Raw genomic sequence first — 17,776 nt, 5'->3', positions numbered from 1 at the left:
TCTGGCGGGGTTTTTTTATGGGCGGCGCGTTCGACACGCTGTCAGGCCACGTGGCGATTTTCACTGCCCGCGCATCTTCCTCCCCTGCTCACGAATCATCTCGAGCGTCGCCGCGGGCGTGCTCGCTTCCTGCGGCATGCGAATTTCGATCACGGCCGGCAGTTGCGATTCGATCGCGCGTTGCAACGCCGGCAGAAAATCCCCGGTACGTTCAACGGTCTCGCCATGCGCGCCGAACGATCGCGCGAATGCCGCGAAGTCCGGATTCGTGAGGCCGGTGCCATGCACGCGATGCGGATAGTGTCGCTCCTGATGCATGCGGATCGTCCCGAATTGGCTGTTGTTGACGACGATGAACAGCACGCGCAGGTCGTACTGCATCGCTGTCGCGAGCTCCTGCGCGGCCATCATGAAGCAGCCGTCGCCGGCGAGCGCGACCACCGCGCGCTGTGGATACAGCGACTTTGCCGCGAGCGCCGCCGGCACGCCGTAGCCCATCGCGCCGCTCGTCGGCGCGAGCTGAGAACGGAAGTGCCGATACGAGAAATGCCGATGCAGCCACGTCGCGTAATTGCCCGCGCCGTTCGTGAGGATCGCGTCGTCGGGCAAGTGGGCGCGTAACTGCTGGATCACTTCGCCCATCTGCACGTCGCCGGGAATTGGGCGCGGCTTGCGCCAATCCAGATACGCCCGATGCGCTTCCTCAGCGGCACCCGTCCAGGCGAGCCTGCCGGACGACGATGGTTCCAGTTCCACAAGCATCGCCGCAAGCTCAGGCATGCCCGAGACGATCGGCAGATCGGCCGCATATACGCGGCCCAGTTCTTCCGCGCCCTGATGCACGTGCACGAGCGTCTGCTTCGTCTTCGGGATGTCGAGCAGCGTGTAGCCGTTGGTCGTCGCTTCGCCGAGGCGCGGACCGAGCGCGAGCAGCAAGTCAGCGTCGCGAATGCGCTGAGCGAGCGCCGGATTGATGCCGAGACCGACGTCGCCCGCGTAGTTCGGATGCTCGTTGTCGAAGGTGTCCTGGAAGCGGAACGCGAGGCCAATCGGCAACTGCCAGTTTTCGATGAAACGCCGCAGGTCCGCGCATGCGGCCGCTGTCCAGCCGCTGCCGCCGGCGATCACCATCGGCCGTTGCGCGCCTTCGAGCAACTCGCGCAGCTTCGCGATCTGCGCGGCCGATGGCGACGCCGCCACGCGGTGATAAGCGGGTGCGCCTGGTACCGCGTCGCAGGCATCGCTCAGCACGTCTTCGGGCAGCGCCAGCACGACCGGCCCGGGCCTCCCCGAGGTGGCCGTATGAAACGCATGGCTCAGATATTCGGGGATGCGCTTCGGGTCGTCGATCTGCGCGACCCACTTCGCCATCTGACCGAACATGCGCCGGTAGTCGATCTCCTGAAATGCCTCGCGATCGAGATGTTCGCGCGCGCACTGACCGATCAGCAGAATCATCGGCGTGGAGTCCTGAAACGCAGTATGAACGCCGATCGACGCATGCGTCGCGCCCGGCCCGCGCGTGACGAGTGCGACACCCGGGCGGCCGGTCAGCTTGCCGAGCGCTTCGGCCATGTTCGCGGCCGCGGCTTCGTGACGGCAGACGATCGTCTGGATGCGCCCGGTTTCGTCGTGCAGCGAATCGAGCACGGCGAGAAAGCTTTCGCCGGGGACGCAGAACACGCGCTCGACGCCGTGTGTGAGCAACGCCTCGACGACGAGGCGCGCGCCGGTCGTGCGTGCGGTATGGGAAGCGATAGCGGAATTGGAAGCGGAATTGGCAGCGGGAGCATTCGGCAGCGACATTGCGAAGAAGCCTCCTGGCAGTGCGTGGGTGCGTTGGGATGGAGCCGCATCGGCGGAACGTGCAACAGCGGCCGATGGGCGCTTCGACAGCTTACGCCGAGCACGTGGGCGCTGTCATGGCGCAGCGCAACTGTTCGATCGGCGTGCGCGCAACACGATTGCGCAAATGAAAACGCGAGCCGCAGGGCCCGCGCTTTTCCGATGCGATCGCACGCAATTGAATGCCGCGCTCAACGACTCAACACTCGACGATATTTACCGCGAGGCCGCCGCGCGACGTTTCCTTGTACTTGGTCTTCATGTCCGCGCCGGTTTCGCGCATCGTCTTGATCACCGAATCGAGCGACACATAGTGGCTGCCGTCGCCGCGCAACGCCATGCGTGCGGCATTGACCGCCTTCACCGATGCCATCGCATTGCGCTCGATGCACGGAATCTGCACCATGCCGCCGACCGGATCGCAGGTGAGCCCGAGGTTGTGCTCCATGCCGATTTCCGCGGCGTTCTCGACCTGCTTCGGCGTGCCGCCCATCACGGCGGCCAGCGCGCCCGCGGCCATCGAGCATGCGACGCCGACTTCACCCTGACAGCCCACCTCCGCACCGGAGATCGACGCATTCAGCTTGTACAGGATGCCGATCGCGGCGGCCGTCATCAGGAAGTCGATCACGCCCTGCTCGTTCGCGCCCGGCATGAAGCGCGTGTAGTAATGCAGCACCGCCGGAATGATGCCGGCCGCGCCATTGGTCGGCGCGGTGACGACGCGCCCGCCCGCCGCGTTCTCTTCGTTGACGGCGATCGCGTACAGGTTGATCCAGTCGACCATGGACAGCGGGTCCTGCAACGCGCGCTCAGGGTTGCCCGTCAACGCGCGATACAGCTGCGGCGCGCGCCGCTTCACCTGGAAAGGTCCGGGCAAGTGACCATCGGCATCGGGATTGTTGATGCCGCATCCGCGCGCGACGCATGATTGCATCACGTCCCAGATCTTCAGCAGACCGGCGCGCGTCTCTTCCTCGCTGTGCCAGACGCGCTCGTTTTCCCACATCAACTGCGCGATGCTCTTGCCACTCGCCGCACACAGCGCGAGCAATTCGTTGCCGGTACGGAACGAATGCGGAAGCTGATCGACGGCGCTCAATACCTTCGTGTTCGGCGCGCCGGCCGTCACGACGAAGCCGCCGCCGACCGACAGATAGGTCGACTCGCGCAGCGTTGCCCCTTGCGCATCGAAGGCGAACAGCTTCAGGCCGTTCGGATGCTCGGGCAGCGCCTGACGATAAAACGCGATGTGCTCTTTCTGCACGAAGGGCACCTCGTGCGTGCCGAGCAGCGCGAGTTGGCGCGACGTGCGCACTGCTTCGAGCCGTTGCGCGATCGTCTCGGGATCGACGGTGTCGGGCGCGTCGCCCATCAGGCCCAGCATGACGCCGCGATCGGTGCCGTGGCCCTTGCCGGTCGCGCCGAGCGAGCCGTACAGCTCCGCCTTCACCGATGCGGTGGAAGCGAGCAGCCCGTCGCGCTCGAGTCCCTGGACGAACATCAGCGCCGCGCGCATCGGCCCGACCGTGTGCGAGCTCGACGGACCAATGCCGATTTTGAAGAGATCGAAGACGCTGACTGCCATGTACTGCTCCCTGCCTATAGATAAAGAGTTTAGCGCGCCGGCAGCGGCAAGCACACGGCGAGCCACGCGGGCGGCGTCGGTGCGAGCTGCAGCGCGACTGGCGTAAAGCGTCCGTCGAGACGGGCCGCCAGGTGAAACAGTTCCGTCGCGTTCTTCGGATCCCACTGACCCGAATAGCCGGGCAAGCCGGCCTCGCGACGTTTTGCATCGAACGCGACGTTCGAATGCACGAATTCCTCATGCGTCTGAGCGCCGGTAGCAAACGGCACGAGCCAATTCAGCGCGGCGAGCAGCGTCGCGCCGTTCGCGCCCTTTTCTTGCAGCCAGTTGCGGTTGTGGCGGCGCGCGGCGAGCGCGGCCGTCACCAGCGGTTGCAGATCGTAGGTCACGTAGTGCAGCGCATCGCGCTCGCCGAAGTCGATCGTCGAGCCGTCCGGGGCGATGTTGTCGCCGATATGCTCGACGAACAGCCGCTGCGCGGCGTTGATCATCTTGCGGTTGTCGAGCGTGAATGCCGCCATCGCGATCAGCTTGATGCGGTGGCTTTGCCAATTGTTGCGGAACGTGCCCGTGAGCGGCCGCGGCTGCGCGTCGATCTGCGCGATGTAGCCGTTCGCGAGCTTCGTCAGAAACGCCATCGCCGCGTTGCGCGTTTTGACGGGCAACGCGCTCGCGGTCATGTCGTACGCGAGGATCAGACCTTCGAAACGCGTTTCGTCGATCGGATTGAAGCTCGGCTGATAGGTCGTGACCCACGCGTACAGCAGACGGTCGACGAGCTTCAGGAAGCGGTCGTCGCTGGTCGCGCGCCACGCGAGCGCGGCGTCGCGCAGCAGGTCGAGATCCTTCTCCGCTTCGACGCTCTGATCGTAGATGCCCTCGTGCGGCAGCGTGCCCTCGGTGTGCAATTTGGCGAGCGCATGCGGCTGCTCGTTCAGATGTGCCTGCACGTTGGCGACGAGCGCCTTGACGCCGGGGTCGGCATTGGTGCGCTCGCTCGTTTGCAGCGCCGGCGCCGCGCAGAAATTCATCGCGGCCTGCGCCGCGCGCAGCGGCAGCAACGCGGCCGCTGCGGCCAACAGTACCGCGTAAGCGGGCCGCCACGGACGGACGCCTGCCGCCTCGGCCCGGCTTTGCATCAATCGCACCTTTCGCGCCATGCGAAACTCCTCGTTAGGCTGATTCGGTGTGTGATGTTAGCCGGTTGCGGCTTTCAACGACAGGACCGCGGGCGGACCGCTCGCAAACGCCGACGGACCTTCACAGCGCCGGGCATGACCTCTCGCCGACTCGCGCTGCTTACTCGTAATCGGCGATCGGCACGCACGAGCAGAACAGGTTGCGATCGCCGTACACGTTGTCCGCGCGACCGACCGGCGGCCAGTACTTGCTCGCGATCAGCGTCTTCAGCGGGTAGGCGGCGGTCTCGCGCGCATACGCGTGCTTCCAGTCGTCAGAGATCACGACCGCCGCCGTGTGCGGCGCGTGCTTCAGCGGATTGTCCTCGCGGTCCGCGCGGCCTTCCTCCACCGCGCGGATTTCCTCGCGGATCGCGATCATCGCCTCGATGAAGCGGTCGAGCTCTTCCTTCGACTCCGACTCGGTCGGTTCGACCATCAGCGTGCCCGGTACCGGGAAGCTCATCGTCGGCGCGTGGAAGCCATAGTCGGCGAGGCGCTTCGCGACGTCGTCGACGGTGATGCCGCTCGTGTCCTTGATCGGACGCAGATCGAGAATGCACTCGTGTGCGACGAGGCCGCCGGGGCCCGAGTACAACACCGGATAGTGCGGCGCGAGCTTGTTGGCGACGTAGTTCGCGTTGAGGATCGCGGTTTCGGTCGCGGCGCTCAGGTTCTTCGCACCCATCATCGCGATGTACATCCACGAGATCGGCAGGATCGACGCCGAGCCGTACGGCGCGGCCGACACCGCGCCGATGCCATCCTCCGAGCGCTGGTAGCCCGACGAAGTCTGGTTCGGCAGGAACTGCGCGAGATGCGCGCCGACCGCGACCGGACCGACGCCCGGTCCGCCGCCGCCGTGCGGAATGCAGAAGGTCTTGTGCAGGTTCAGATGCGAGACGTCGCCGCCGAACTGACCCGGCGCGCACAGGCCGACCATCGCGTTCATGTTCGCGCCGTCCACGTACACCTGGCCGCCGTGCGCATGCACGATCTCGCAGATTTCGCGGACGTTCTGCTCGAACACGCCGTGCGTCGACGGGTACGTGATCATGATCGCCGCGAGCTTATCGGCGTGCTGCGCGGCCTTCTTCTTCAGGTCTTCGATATCGACGTTGCCCTGCGCGTCGCATGCCACGACCACGACCTGCATGCCGGCCATTTGCGCCGACGCCGGGTTCGTGCCGTGCGCCGAAGCGGGAATCAGACAGACATCGCGATGCGCTTCGCCGCGCGACGCGTGATAGGCGTGGATGATCAAAAGACCCGCGTACTCGCCCTGCGAGCCCGCGTTCGGCTGCAGCGACACGGCCGCATAGCCGGTCGCGGCGACCAGCATCTCTTCGAGCTGATCGATCATCTCGCGGTAGCCGACGGTTTGCTCGGTCGGTGCGAACGGATGGATCTGGCCGAACTCGGGCCACGTGACCGGCAGCATTTCCGACGTCGCATTCAGCTTCATCGTGCAGGAGCCGAGCGGGATCATCGAGCGATCGAGCGCGAGGTCCCTGTCCGACAGACTGCGCAGATAGCGCAGCATTTCCGTTTCCGAATGATGACGGTTGAACACGTGATGCGTCAGGTACGCGCTCGTGCGTTCGAGCGCGGCCGGCACCGACGCAGAGTTCGATGCGTCGAGCGCGGCGTCGAGCGCATCGACTTGCGGCAGGTCGCTCGTGAAGGCCGCTTGAGCGAACACCGCGAGCAGGTCGGCCAGATCGTGGCGCGTGGTGGTTTCGTCGATCGACAGGCCGACTTGCGTCGCGCTCACGTGGCGCAGGTTGATGCGCCTGGCCGTAGCCGCGTCGTGCAGCGCTTGCGTGCGGGCGCCGGTGTCGAACGTGAGCGTGTCGAAGAAAGTTTCGTTGACGAGCTGATAGCCAAGCTGCTTCGCGCCTTCGGCGAGCAGCGTGGCGATGCGATTGACGCGCAGTGCGATCGTCTTCAGGCCACGCGGGCCGTGATAGACCGCGTACATGCTCGCCATGATCGCGAGCAGCGCCTGCGCGGTGCACACGTTCGAGGTCGCCTTCTCGCGGCGGATGTGTTGCTCGCGCGTTTGCAGCGCGAGACGCAGCGCGGGGTTGCCTTGCGCGTCGACGGTTACGCCGACCAGACGTCCCGGCATTTGCCGCTTGAATTCGTCGCGCACCGCGAGGTACGCGGCATGCGGGCCGCCGAAGCCGACCGGCACGCCGAAACGCTGCGTATTGCCGACCGCGACGTCCGCGCCCCATTCGCCCGGCGGCGTAAGCAGCGTCAGCGCGAGCAGGTCGGCGGCGACGACGACATGGCCGCCCGCCGCGTGGATCGCTTCGGTCAGCGCGCGGTAGTCGCGCACGTCGCCGTTCACGCCCGGGTATTGCAGCAGCACGCCGAATGCGTTGGCGTCGGCGGCTTCAGCGGCCGGGCCGACTTTCACTTCGATGCCGACCGGCGTCGCGCGCGTCTTCACGACTTCGATGGTCTGCGGCAACACGTCGTCGGCAACGAAGAACACGTTCGACTTCGGCTTGCCGACGCGTTGCAGCAGCGTCATCGCTTCGGCGGCGGCGGTCGCTTCGTCGAGCAGCGATGCGTTCGAGATCGCGAGGCCGGTCAGGTCGGTGACCATCTGCTGGAAGTTCAGGAGCGCTTCCAGACGGCCTTGGGAAATTTCAGGCTGGTACGGCGTGTACGCGGTGTACCACGCCGGATTTTCGAGCACGTTGCGCAGGATCACCGTCGGCGTATGGGCGTTGTAATAGCCCTGGCCGATGTAGGAGCGGAACACCTGGTTCTTGTCCGCGAGCTCGCGCAAGGCGGCGAGCGCTTCGGCTTCGCTCTTCGGTTGCGCGAAGGGGCCGAGCGGCAGCGTTTCGGTGCGGCGGATCGTCTTCGGGATGACGGCGTCGATCAATGCCGCGCGCGACGCGAAGCCGAGTGCTTCGAGCATCGCTTGCTGGTCGGCCGTATCCGGGCCGATATGCCGTTCGGCGAAGGCGTCGTGCACTTCGAGCGCGGCGAGCGAGAGAGGAGTGCGGTTCATCAGACGATCCGGGTGTTCGAGCTTCATGGGTGTTCCTGGCGGCGCGGCGCGCCGTTGTGCGAGCGCCGCGCCTGACGGTTAAAACAAACGGCGACTCAGGCGCCGATCGACTTCGCGTACGCCTCGGCGTCGAGCAGACGGTCGAGCGACGCATCGGCGGCCGGCTTGATCTTGAACAGCCAACTGTCGTACGGCGTGCTGTTGACGGTGTCGGGCGAGTCCGCGACGGTCGTGTTCGCCTCGATGACTTCGCCCGAGACCGGCGCGTAGATATCGGAGGCGGCCTTCACCGATTCGATCACGGCGACGGTGTCGCCCGCGGTCACGGACTTGCCGAGTTCCTGGACTTCGAAGAAGACGATGTCGCCGAGCGCTTCCTGCGCGTGGTCGGTGATGCCGACCGTCAGCGTGCCGTCCGCTTCGGTGCGGACCCATTCGTGCGATTCGGTGTATTTCAGTTCGGCCGGGATGCTCATTGGATGCTCCTGAACGGTATGTTCGGTAGTGTTTGAATGTAGGGGCGTGCGCCGGCCGCTTAGACCGCCAGCACCTTGCCGTTGCGCACGAACGGCAGTTTTACCACGCTTGCGGGACAGGCTTTGTCGCGAATCTGGACGTGCACGGTGTCGCCCGGCTGCACGCCCTTCGGCACGCGCGCGAAGGCGATCGATTCCTGCATGGTCGGCGAGAACGTGCCGCTGGTGATTTCGCCGTCGCCGTGCGGCGTGACGACTTTCTGATGCGCGCGCAGCACGCCCGCGGCCTTGCCGTTTTCCTTCAGCAGGATCAGGCCGACGAACGCGGCGCGCGAGCCGTCGGCTTCGAGGCTGCTCTTGCCGACGAACTCGCGCGGCGAGGCCAGGTCGACGGTCCATGCGAGGCCGGCGTCGAGCGGCGAGACATTGTCGTCCATGTCCCGGCCGTACAGGTTCATGCCGGCTTCGAGGCGCAGCGTATCGCGCGCGCCGAGACCGGCCGGGCGCACGCCGTGGGCCGCGAGCGCATTCCACAGCGCTTCGACGTGGGTAGCCGGGACGATGATCTCGAAGCCGTCTTCACCGGTATAGCCGGTGCGCGCGACGGTCAACTCGCCGAACGGCGTGCCGTCGACGCGCGCGGCGTTGAACGGCTTCAGCGTTTCAGTCGCGGCGCGCGCGGCCGGCACGGTTTGCCAGGCCTTTTCGCGTGCGTTCGGGCCTTGCACGGCGACGATCGCCAGATCGCGGCGCGGCGTGATGGTGAGACCGAAGCCGCCCGCGTTGAGCTGGCCGAACCAGGCGATGTCTTTGTCGGCGGTGCCGGCGTTGACGACCACGCGGAAGTGGTCTTCGGCGAAGTAATAGACGATCAGATCGTCGATCACGCCGCCGTTCGGATTCAGCATGCAGGAGTAGAGCGCGCGGCCCGGCGTTTGCAGCTTCGCGACGTTGTTCGCGAGCGCGTATTCGAAGAACGCGCGGACGCGCTCGCCGGTGAAGTCGACCACGCACATGTGGGACACGTCGAACATGCCGGCGTCGGTGCGCACCGCGCGATGTTCCTCGATCTGCGAGCCGTAGTTGACGGGCATGTCCCAGCCGCCGAAGTCGACCATGCGAGCATTGAGCGCGCGGTGAGCGGCGTGGAGCGGGGTGTGTTTGAGTTCGGTCATGGGGCCTCGGGCATCTCGCGAAACAAAAAAGGCCATGCGGCGCACTGCCTCGCGGCCGTGTGCCTGCGAGCGTGGTTCTGCATGACCCCTCTGTCCTCGATACCTGAGAGATTGCGCCGCCGCGACTGGCTCAATGAGCTCGATCCGTCACGGTGAAACGCGCGCCCCTTCGGTGGGCAGCCTGCCTGCGGTGCACGAGGTGCGACGCGGATGGCTACTGCCGCTCTCCAGAGTGCGAAAAAGCCGCCGGAAGACGGGTTTTTCGACGCGGTCGGTCCTTTTGCCTGAGAGTTTGCGGGTGTGCCCCTTCGGCGGCGCGGCCTGCGATTTTTCGCCTGCCAGCACGCTCTCCCGACGCGTGCGGCGAATTTACGCGACGGGCCGGGGCTTGTCAAATAAAGGCCCGGGAGCGGTGTGGGGGCTCACCTGGTGGCTCGTTTGCCGATTCGGTTTGACCACTTGCTCGCTGGCTCACTCGCCGATCGCATGAGCCGCATTGTCCAGTTCCTGATTCAGCACGCGCTGTTCTTCCGCGGACAAACCGCCGCCATGCTGGGCGGCCATGTCATGCGCTTCCTGGCGAATCGTCTCGAGACGATGATGCAGCGCGGCGCCTTGCGGCGGCGGGTAATAGCCCTGATTCACGCGGTTATCGATACGGTGCGCGAGATTGTCGATGCGGCCGTCGACCTGATGCAGACGCTGGTCCGCGATCTGCTGCGGAGTCGGGCCCGGATGCGGCGCCGGCGGGGGCGTTACCACGCAGGCGGCGACGGAGCCGAGCAGCGCGCATGCAACAAGGGCACGGATGATTCGAGACATGGATTCTCCCGGAGTCGTTGTCGTGTTGGGTTGCTACCTCACTAGCAACGGCTGACGAAGAACGCCCGCTGACCTGGCAGCGGGCGAATTTGTAACGTTATGTTCCTTTCCAGAACGTCAGGAAAGCCCGCGCCGACAGCCTTCGCGGCGCTAAAGGCGGTCCCGTTTTTGGTACACAGATCGTGGTGGCGCGGTGTCGACGCGCAGCGGGGCGGGGTTCAGCGAATGCGCTCGAACGGCAGTCGCACGCCCTGCTCGGAACTGCGCGCGGCCAGGTCGATGATCGTCATCACGTCGACCGCGTCGCGCGTGCTGATCGGAAATGCGACGCCGTTCTGGATCGCGTCGGCCAACGCAATATAGAAGCCTGCGTACTCGCCGTTGCGGGTCGGCAATTCGCACTCGACTTCCTCGTCGCCTTCGAGCACGCGCAGCACGCCGGGGCTGTCGCCGGCGCCGAAGCCTGCGTCGCCGGGGCGCAGGCCCGCTTTCAGCTGATCTTCCTGGGTGTCGAGGCCGTACTTCACGTAGCTGCCGCGCGTGCCGTGGATAGCAAAGCGCGCTCCCGGCAACGCGGTCAACGCGCTTGCGTGCAGCACGACCTCGAACTCGTCGTAGCCGAGCTGGATGTGCACGTAGTCGGGTGCACTTGCGTCGTCGCGATGGGTGCGCACCGTCGCCGATACGGTCCGCGGCGCGCCGAAGAGGGCGAGCGCCTGGTCGATCAGATGCGGACCGAGATCGAACAGCAGACCGCCGCCGCGCGTCACGTCTTCGCGCCAGCGCTGACGCACGCCCGGCCGGAAGCGGTCGAAATGCGATTCGTACTGCGTGAGGCGACCCAGTTCCACGCGCGCGAGCAGATCGCGCACGGTCAGAAAATCGCCGTCCCAGCGGCGGTTGTGAAAGGGCGCGAACAGCTTGCCGCGCGCGAGCGCGATATTGGCAAGCGTGTGGGCGTCGGCGGCGCTCAGCGTGACAGGCTTGTCGACGACCACGTGCTTGCCGGCTTCGAGGGTGCGGCGCGCGAGGTCGAAGTGGGTGTCGTTGGGCGTCGCGATCACGACGCAGTCGATGTCGTCGAGCGCGAGCAGCGCGTCGAGATCGGCGACGATTTTCGCGTGCGGAAAGTCGGCGTGCGCGCGCTCGGATTGCCCGGTCGCAATCGCGGCGACCCTCGCGCGTCCGCAGTGTTCGATCACCGGTGCGTGAAACGTCGCGCCGGCGAAGCCGTAGCCCATCAATCCAATTTTCAGCGATGCGGACATGCGAGTCTTCCTGGAGGAGCGGCGCGCCGCCTTGCCACCGCGGCGGCGGCGCGCAATCTGGTCATTGTGGCATTTGTGGGCTGGACTGGGGGCTGAGCATGACTGCCGGCGTTGCGCGCAGCCCGTCGGGGCGTCCGAACCATCGAGGCATCCAACGAGGGCGTCCATCGCAGTGGCCATCGCGGTGGCCATGTTAACATCGCACCTCTCGCGCGCATTGCGCCGCGCAGCATGCCCCGGGCCTTCGGCCGGCGCCACCCGCCGGTCCGACCTCAGCGGCCCTCAACCGTATTACCCATCCACAAACGATGTCCGCAGGCCTGAACCCCGCTCAAAGTGAAGCGGTCCGTTATCTCGACGGCCCCTGTCTCGTGCTCGCCGGCGCCGGCAGCGGCAAGACGCGCGTGATCACGCAGAAAATCGCGCACCTGATCGAAGCGAAGGGCTTCGAGCCACGCCACATCGCCGCCGTCACGTTCACGAACAAGGCCGCGGCGGAGATGCGCGAGCGCGTCGGCAAGCTGCTCGAAGGCAAGACGCTGACCGCACCCGGCAAGGAAGGCCGCAAGGTGCCCGTGAACCAGCTGACGGTGTGTACGTTCCACTCGCTCGGCGTGCAGATTTTGCGTCAGGAGGCGGAGCATGTCGGCCTGAAGCCGCAGTTCTCGATCATGGATTCCGACGACTGCTTCGGCATGATTCAGGAGCAGGTCGGCTCGACGGACAAGGGCCTCATCCGCAAGATCCAGTCGATCATCTCGCTGTGGAAGAATGGCCTGATCATGCCCGAGCAGGCGATCGCGACTGCCTCGACCGAGGACGAGCATCAGGCGGCGATCGTCTATCGCAACTACGTGGCGACGCTGCATGCGTACCAGGCGGTCGATTTCGACGATCTGATCCGCCTGCCCGCCGAACTGTTCGCGAGCAACGAGCAGGTGCGCGACCGCTGGCAGAACAAGCTGCGCTATCTGCTGATCGACGAGTATCAGGACACCAACGCATGCCAGTACGAACTGGTGAAGCTCCTGGCCGGCAAGCGCGCGGCGTTCACGGCGGTCGGCGACGACGATCAGGCGATCTACGGCTGGCGCGGCGCGACCCTCGAAAACCTCGGCCAGCTCGGCAAGGATTTCCCGAACCTGCACCTGATCAAGCTCGAACAGAATTACCGCTCGACGGTGCGCATCCTGAGCGCCGCGAACAACGTGATCGCGAACAACCCGAAGCTGTTCGAGAAGAAGCTGTGGTCCGAGCACGGCATGGGCGACACGATCACGGTGACGGGCTGCAACGACGAGGAGCACGAGGCGGAGTCCGTCGTGTTTCGGCTGTCCGCGCACAAGTTCGAGCGGCGCGCGAATTTCCGCGACTACGCGATCCTCTATCGCGGCAACTTCCAGGCGCGCATCTTCGAGCAGGTGCTGCGCCGCGAACGGATTCCGTACGTGCTGTCGGGCGGCCAGTCGTTCTTCGATAAGGCCGAGATCAAGGACATCTGCGCGTACCTGCGTCTGATCGCCAACGCGAACGACGATCCCGCGTTCATCCGCGCGATCACGACACCGCGTCGCGGCGTCGGCAATACGACGCTTGAGGCGCTCGGCGCGTTCGCGGGTCAGGCGAAGGTGTCGCTGTTCGAGGCGGTCTACATGGGCGGCATCGAGGCGCGTCTGTCGCCGCGTCAGATCGAGCCGATGCGCGCGTTCTGCGACTTCATGCAGCGCCTGACCGACCGCGCGGAGAAGGACGCGGCGGGCACGCTACTCAATGAGCTGATGGGGGCGATCCACTACGAAGCGTATCTGTACGACGCGTTCGACGAACGCCAGGCGCAGGCGAAGTGGCAGAACGTGCTGGAGTTCATCGAGTGGCTCAAGCGCAAGGGCACGAAGGAAGAGCCGGAGCACGGCAGCGGCAGCGAAGCGACCGGCTACGACACCGCCGACGGCTTCGGCGACACCGGCAAGAACCTGCTCGGGCTGATCCAGACGGTCGCGCTGATGTCGATGCTCGAAGGCCGCGAGGAAGATCCGGATGCGGTGCGGCTGTCGACCGTGCATGCGTCGAAGGGGCTCGAGTATCCGCACGTGTTCCTGGTCGGCGTCGAGGAAGGCATCATGCCGCATCGGGGCAGCGCGGACGACGAGCCGATCGACGACGCGCGCATCGAGGAGGAACGGCGGCTGATGTACGTCGCGATCACGCGCGCGCAGCGCAGCCTGCATCTGAACTGGTGCAAGAAGCGCAAGCGGGCGCGGGAGACGGTCGTCTGCGAGGCGTCGCGCTTCATCAACGAAATGCTGCTCGACGATGCGCCGCCGCCGACTCCGGAAGAAGCGCCGATGTCGCCGAAGGACCGGCTCGCGAGCCTGAAGGCGTTGTTGCAGAAGTCGTGAGCGGGCGGGACTGCAAGTGCCCACCAGGTGCGGTTGCTTGCGATTGCACATAAAAAATCCCTGCATCGCGTTAGCGCATGCAGGGATTTTTCATTTCAGCGACGACCGATGCCGCCTGCTTTACTTCACCGCGCTGACCATATAGTCGACCGCGGCCTTCACGTCCGCATCCGATGCGTTCGAGCCGCCCTTCGGCGGCATCGCGCCCTTGCCGTGCAGCGCGTAGTTATAGACGGTGTTCATCGGGTCCTTCAGGCGCGGCGCCCATGCTTCCTTGTCGCCGAACTTCGGCGCGTTCAGCACGCCGGTCGCGTGACAGGCCTGGCATACCGACTGATACAGCGCTTTGCCGGCCTGCGAGGCGTCCGCGCTTTGCGCGCCACCTGCTGCCGGGGCGGGAGTCTGCGGCACGCTGGCCATTGCGGCCATCGCCGCGGCGGCCTGGGCCGCGCCCGCATCCGATGCACCTGCTGCACCGGATGCCGCTGCCGCACCGGATGCCGCGGCCGCGCCCGCCGCCGGCAGCGCCGGCTCGGGGAAGCTCGCGCCCGAATTGTTCGCCATATAGACGACCGCGCGCGCGATCTCGAAGTCACTGTAGTCGTCGGGGCTCGTGCCGCCGCGCGGCGGCATGGCGCCCTTGCCGGACAGCGCGGTGTGCCACAGCGTGTCGAAGCCCTGCGCGATGCGCGGCGCCCAGTCGGCGGTGTTGGTGAATTTCGGCGCGCCTGCGGCACCCGACGCGTGACACGCCGAGCAGACCGCCTTGTAGACTTCCTCGCCGCTCTTGTAGACGCGCGGTGCGTTGGCGTCGCGAATCTCGACTTGGGCGATCGGATGGATGCGGGAGGTGACTTCGGCTTCGGAGAGAGAGTCGGTGCCGGCGCCGGTGCGCGTCGAATTATCGACGTAGACGGCGAGCAGAACGATGATGACGATCGGCACAGCAAACCCGGCGATGACCGCGGCGATAAGCTGTGCTGGGGTTTTGATCGGGGCTCCGTGTGGTGCTTCGCTCATGCTTGTCTCGTCTCCGTGGGTGTGTGAGCGGTACAGCGCGACGGCAACTTCTTGTTCTTTATCAGCCACGGACGATTATAGACGCAAGCTTTCGGCGGCGGCGAGAGGGCCAGGACGGTGTTCAGCCGGCGTTTACCCGGATCGGTATGGACGATGGCAGGGGTCGGGGAAGACGCTGGGATGGGCGTCGGAGGCCGTCCTGTGGACGGTTCGGCCGAAACCGGGTATCCTTGCGGTCTCTCGCGTTGGCGTCGCGTCCGTTCTGGTTGGCGCGCTTTCGCGTAGATTCCCCGCAGTTTTGTGGTGAAGCGCCCGTAGCTCAATGGATAGAGTACTGCCCTCCGAAGGCAGGGGTTGCTGGTTCGATCCCAGCCGGGCGCACCAACCCTGACAAGGGTTCCAACGAATTCACCCGTTCCCGCTCCCCACGAATTGCAGCTAAATTGCAGCTAACTGCGGTGCGGCTTGCATCGTCATCGGCTGCACCCACTGCGCCAAGTGATCGGCCGACAGGTGCGCGTACCGCTGCACCATTTCCAGCGTTTCCCATCCTCCCAGCTCCTTGAGCACCTGTAACGGCGTGCCGCGCTGCACATGCCAGCTTGCCCACGTGTGGCGCAGATCGTGCCAGCGGCAGTCACGGATACCGGCCCGCTTCAGCGCTTTGGTCCACGCCGCAGTCACGGTCTGGTAGACCGGTTTGCCGTGGTATACGAACACGCTTTCGACGACGATCACGCGCCTTGCCTTGTCGAGCCGCTGCACGTCGGCTGTCCAGCCGTAGCCTGACTTGTCGCCTTGGGTCTGCGTCTTGACGCCGCCGTTGATTGTCGGGTCGATATAGCGCATGTCGACGGCGACGACGTGGCCTGGATTCAGTGTGCGGACGATGAACGCGGCGGCCGGCCCGCCGTGGCCGACTTCGCCGGGCTGCGCCTTCGAGCTGGTCCAGTCGTTAAAGCCGAGCGTCCTGGCCGTGATCGCCGCGTCGACCGCAGCATCGGAGATCCCGCGCCCGGTCAGGAACCGCCTTGGTCGGCGCTATGGTCGCGCCAACCGGTGCCGTGCCAGCCGCGTTGGAGAATAAAAAGTAATGCAACAGAAATTCAACGGGAACATCGGGCAAGTTGCAGGCCGCGATGTCAAGACGAATAGCGCGCAATCCAACGTAAGCGTGCATATCCACAACGAACCGAAACCGAGTTGCATCAGCGATCGTCAGCGTAGTGCGATCGCACGCAAGGCGTATCAGATCCAAGCCAAGACGCAGACCGACAAGCTGATGGTCTATCGGCGCTTGATGACCGTGTTCAAGTTTCCGAACATGGACGAGATGCCGCGCGACGTGTACCAGCGTGCAATGTCATATCTCGAAGTGTGGTTGCGAAATGGCACAACAGAGCCGGCATCGGCCAGGGCAACATCACGAAACCCAGTTCAGGCGGTCGATACGTCGCGGCACGATGCCATTGAAGGCGCGAGCAATGCAGTCGCTCCCGTGAAGCCGGTTGTAGTAGATCCGCCGATCCTTGCTCAGACGGCGGCGACCATCGCGCAAGCGCCCGGGAAACAGACGCCGTGGCGCGCGGTTGCTGTAGCGTGCGGAGTGATCGCTGCGCTCGCAGCAGTGGCACACGTCGTCGTGGAGCGATCGGCAGCATCCGCGCAGCTGCCTGCTGCGCCGCAATGCGAGTACGGCGGTCATCACTACTCGATCGGCAGTGTCGTGTTGCAAGCTGGCTTGCGCCAGCAATGCGTTACCACGGGCGAAAACGGAGCCACCTGGGAAAAACTCAGCGCAGGCCGTCGCGTCGCCGGTAAATAACGAAAATCGCAGCGTCTGGCCGATTCCGGGGAGTTTGTCTGGCATTGACGCTATGGAAATTCGAATCGACAAAAAGGGCACTGTGCGCCCCCTTGTCAGGTTGTACTGAAAACGATCGTTTGCGGAACGCCTATGCGTGGTGTGTTTTCAGCCAGTCACGCAAAGCGTTGTTCATGCGGGTTTGCCAGCCTTCGCCGCTTTCCTTGAACCGGTCGACGATATCGGCGTCGTACCGCACCGTTACCGCGACTTTCGGATTCGCGAGTTTCGGCCGGCCGCCGCGTCGCTTCATCTGCGCGAACTGTTCATCGGTCGGCTCGAACGTGTCAGGGTCGGCCGCGATGCCGCGCGCAATCGCGGCTTCTTCTTCTGGCGTGTTACGGATCAATTTGGGTTGCTTCTTCATAGCGGTCAATCTCCCGGTTGTTGGCTTTGCGCAGACTGATAACCCGGAAGGTTTCGCCGCGCTGCGTGAAAACGATGCAATAGAGACGGGCATCGATCACGGCATAGCCTATTTCGCGCAGTTCTCCGTAGTCCTTGCGGTCGTCGGGCGCGCACCATACCGACGACCAATCGATAGCATCAGCGAGCGCCAGGGAAACGCCGTGCTTCCCTTCGTTGGCTTCGCTTTTAGCTGGGTCGTGTGTTGTTGTCATATGGTTATTGTAGTTACGTAAACTGGCGCGCGCAACAGGTTTTTGTAACTACGATTACTTGCCTGGTTTGCGAAAGTTCGAGCGGTGCCGGTCGCTCGTCGGATCGTCGCGCATCTCCAGGTCGAGCTGCGTCGTGTATCCGCCATCGGCAATCGTGTGCAATATGCGCGATCGCGATTTTCGCGAGGGCGTCGGCGATCGCCGGCTTGAGGCTGTGCCGGCCGGCGATCTTGCGCACGATCGGGCCGAGCGTTTCGCCGTGCCAGCTCGCCTCCTTTCGTTCGCCCATGTCCTTGGTCATCGAGGCCGAGCGCGCCCGAATGGTGAGGATATCCGGGGCGCCGCTGTGCTCTACCTCGTCGACGGTAAGTGTTGCTGGTAAACGCGTTTGAATTTTGTTAACTTCGGCGACCCCATTGCGCCGGAGTCCAGATGAAGTGTGTTGTAGAGCTGAGCGAAGCCGAGGAAAAGACCTTGCAACAGATGTCGT

General features: G+C 65.0%; 13 protein-coding genes, 1 tRNA gene, 3 pseudogenes and 2 riboswitches. Of the genes and pseudogenes, 3 read left to right on the top strand and 14 right to left on the bottom strand.

The genetic code is table 11. The features are described from left to right. Window positions 1–60: 60 nt before the first annotated feature. From F6X37_RS17675 to F6X37_RS17640, 8 genes are all read right to left on the bottom strand, one after another. Window positions 61–1,806, bottom strand: coding sequence for a thiamine pyrophosphate-binding protein (locus F6X37_RS17675; RefSeq protein WP_187612218.1), 1,746 nt, complete (start codon window positions 1,804–1,806; stop codon window positions 61–63). Between the two features lie 238 nt (window positions 1,807–2,044). Beyond that, complete coding sequence (locus F6X37_RS17670) at window positions 2,045–3,433, bottom strand: L-serine ammonia-lyase (protein WP_090802417.1); 1,389 nt, start codon at window positions 3,431–3,433, stop codon at window positions 2,045–2,047. A gap of 29 nt (window positions 3,434–3,462) precedes the next feature. Further along, on the bottom strand, window positions 3,463–4,593 hold the full coding sequence (locus F6X37_RS17665; RefSeq protein ID WP_090802419.1) for an alginate lyase family protein: 1,131 nt from the start codon (window positions 4,591–4,593) through the stop codon (window positions 3,463–3,465). A 139-nt stretch (window positions 4,594–4,732) separates the two neighbouring features. Next, entirely contained in the window at window positions 4,733–7,669 is a 2,937-nt protein-coding gene (gcvP, locus tag F6X37_RS17660) for an aminomethyl-transferring glycine dehydrogenase (protein WP_187612217.1), read from the bottom strand. 68 nt (window positions 7,670–7,737) lie between these two features. Then, entirely contained in the window at window positions 7,738–8,118 is a 381-nt protein-coding gene (gene gcvH / locus F6X37_RS17655) for a glycine cleavage system protein GcvH (protein ID WP_090802422.1), read from the bottom strand. 59 nt (window positions 8,119–8,177) lie between these two features. Then, window positions 8,178–9,293: a glycine cleavage system aminomethyltransferase GcvT gene (gene gcvT, locus F6X37_RS17650; RefSeq protein ID WP_187612216.1), complete on the bottom strand. Its 1,116-nt coding sequence runs from the start codon at window positions 9,291–9,293 to the stop codon at window positions 8,178–8,180. An 80-nt stretch (window positions 9,294–9,373) separates the two neighbouring features. Then, a riboswitch (glycine riboswitch) is annotated at window positions 9,374–9,534 on the bottom strand. Window positions 9,535–9,554: 20 nt separating this feature from the next. Beyond that, window positions 9,555–9,657, bottom strand: a riboswitch (glycine riboswitch). Between the two features lie 107 nt (window positions 9,658–9,764). Beyond that, window positions 9,765–10,115, bottom strand: a complete 351-nt coding sequence (locus F6X37_RS17645; protein ID WP_018418835.1) for a hypothetical protein — start codon at window positions 10,113–10,115, stop codon at window positions 9,765–9,767. A gap of 218 nt (window positions 10,116–10,333) precedes the next feature. After that, window positions 10,334–11,383 (bottom strand): oxidoreductase, encoded by a 1,050-nt coding sequence (locus tag F6X37_RS17640; RefSeq protein WP_187612215.1) that lies wholly within the window; start codon window positions 11,381–11,383, stop codon window positions 10,334–10,336. A 308-nt stretch (window positions 11,384–11,691) separates the two neighbouring features. On the opposite strand from F6X37_RS17640, the gene F6X37_RS17635 reads away from it, so the two are divergent. After that, a complete protein-coding gene (locus tag F6X37_RS17635) occupies window positions 11,692–13,782 on the top strand; it encodes a UvrD-helicase domain-containing protein (protein ID WP_187612214.1) in 2,091 nt (696 codons plus the stop codon). 120 nt (window positions 13,783–13,902) lie between these two features. Here F6X37_RS17635 and F6X37_RS17630 read toward each other — a convergent pair whose 3' ends face one another. Then, window positions 13,903–14,802: a c-type cytochrome gene (locus F6X37_RS17630; protein ID WP_187612213.1), complete on the bottom strand. Its 900-nt coding sequence runs from the start codon at window positions 14,800–14,802 to the stop codon at window positions 13,903–13,905. A gap of 308 nt (window positions 14,803–15,110) precedes the next feature. On the opposite strand from F6X37_RS17630, the gene F6X37_RS17625 reads away from it, so the two are divergent. Next, window positions 15,111–15,186: transfer RNA gene (locus F6X37_RS17625), tRNA-Arg, on the top strand. A gap of 54 nt (window positions 15,187–15,240) precedes the next feature. On the opposite strand, the pseudogene F6X37_RS17620 reads toward F6X37_RS17625, so the two are convergent. Further along, window positions 15,241–15,531, bottom strand: a pseudogene (locus F6X37_RS17620) (tyrosine-type recombinase/integrase); the annotation flags it as partial. Beyond that, a pseudogene (locus F6X37_RS17615) lies at window positions 15,523–15,834 on the bottom strand (hypothetical protein); the annotation flags it as partial. The pseudogenes F6X37_RS17615 and F6X37_RS17620, both read right to left, overlap by 9 nt. A 61-nt stretch (window positions 15,835–15,895) precedes the next feature. Here F6X37_RS17615 and F6X37_RS17610 point away from each other — a divergent pair. Then, window positions 15,896–16,627: an alpha/beta hydrolase gene (locus F6X37_RS17610; RefSeq protein WP_187612212.1), complete on the top strand. Its 732-nt coding sequence runs from the start codon at window positions 15,896–15,898 to the stop codon at window positions 16,625–16,627. Between the two features lie 130 nt (window positions 16,628–16,757). On the opposite strand, the gene F6X37_RS17605 is transcribed toward F6X37_RS17610, so the two are convergent. The 3 genes and pseudogenes from F6X37_RS17605 to F6X37_RS37980 all read right to left on the bottom strand — a co-directional run. Then, a complete protein-coding gene (locus F6X37_RS17605) occupies window positions 16,758–17,033 on the bottom strand; it encodes a BrnA antitoxin family protein (RefSeq protein ID WP_090802433.1) in 276 nt (91 codons plus the stop codon). Next, the gene (locus tag F6X37_RS17600; RefSeq protein ID WP_187612211.1) at window positions 17,005–17,286 is read right to left on the bottom strand and encodes a BrnT family toxin; all 282 of its coding nucleotides are present in this window, start codon (window positions 17,284–17,286) and stop codon (window positions 17,005–17,007) included. The genes F6X37_RS17605 and F6X37_RS17600 overlap by 29 nt, the downstream gene beginning before the upstream one ends. Before the next feature lie 160 nt (window positions 17,287–17,446). Beyond that, window positions 17,447–17,659: pseudogene (locus F6X37_RS37980) on the bottom strand (phage late control D family protein); the annotation flags it as partial. Window positions 17,660–17,776 lie beyond the last annotated feature (117 nt).

It is taken from the genome of Paraburkholderia sp. 31.1 (genome assembly GCF_014397645.1).
GTDB lineage: Bacteria > Pseudomonadota > Gammaproteobacteria > Burkholderiales > Burkholderiaceae > Paraburkholderia > Paraburkholderia tuberum.
The sequence above is the reverse complement of the archived record's forward strand: the minus strand, read 5'-3'. Positions and strand labels throughout refer to the sequence as shown.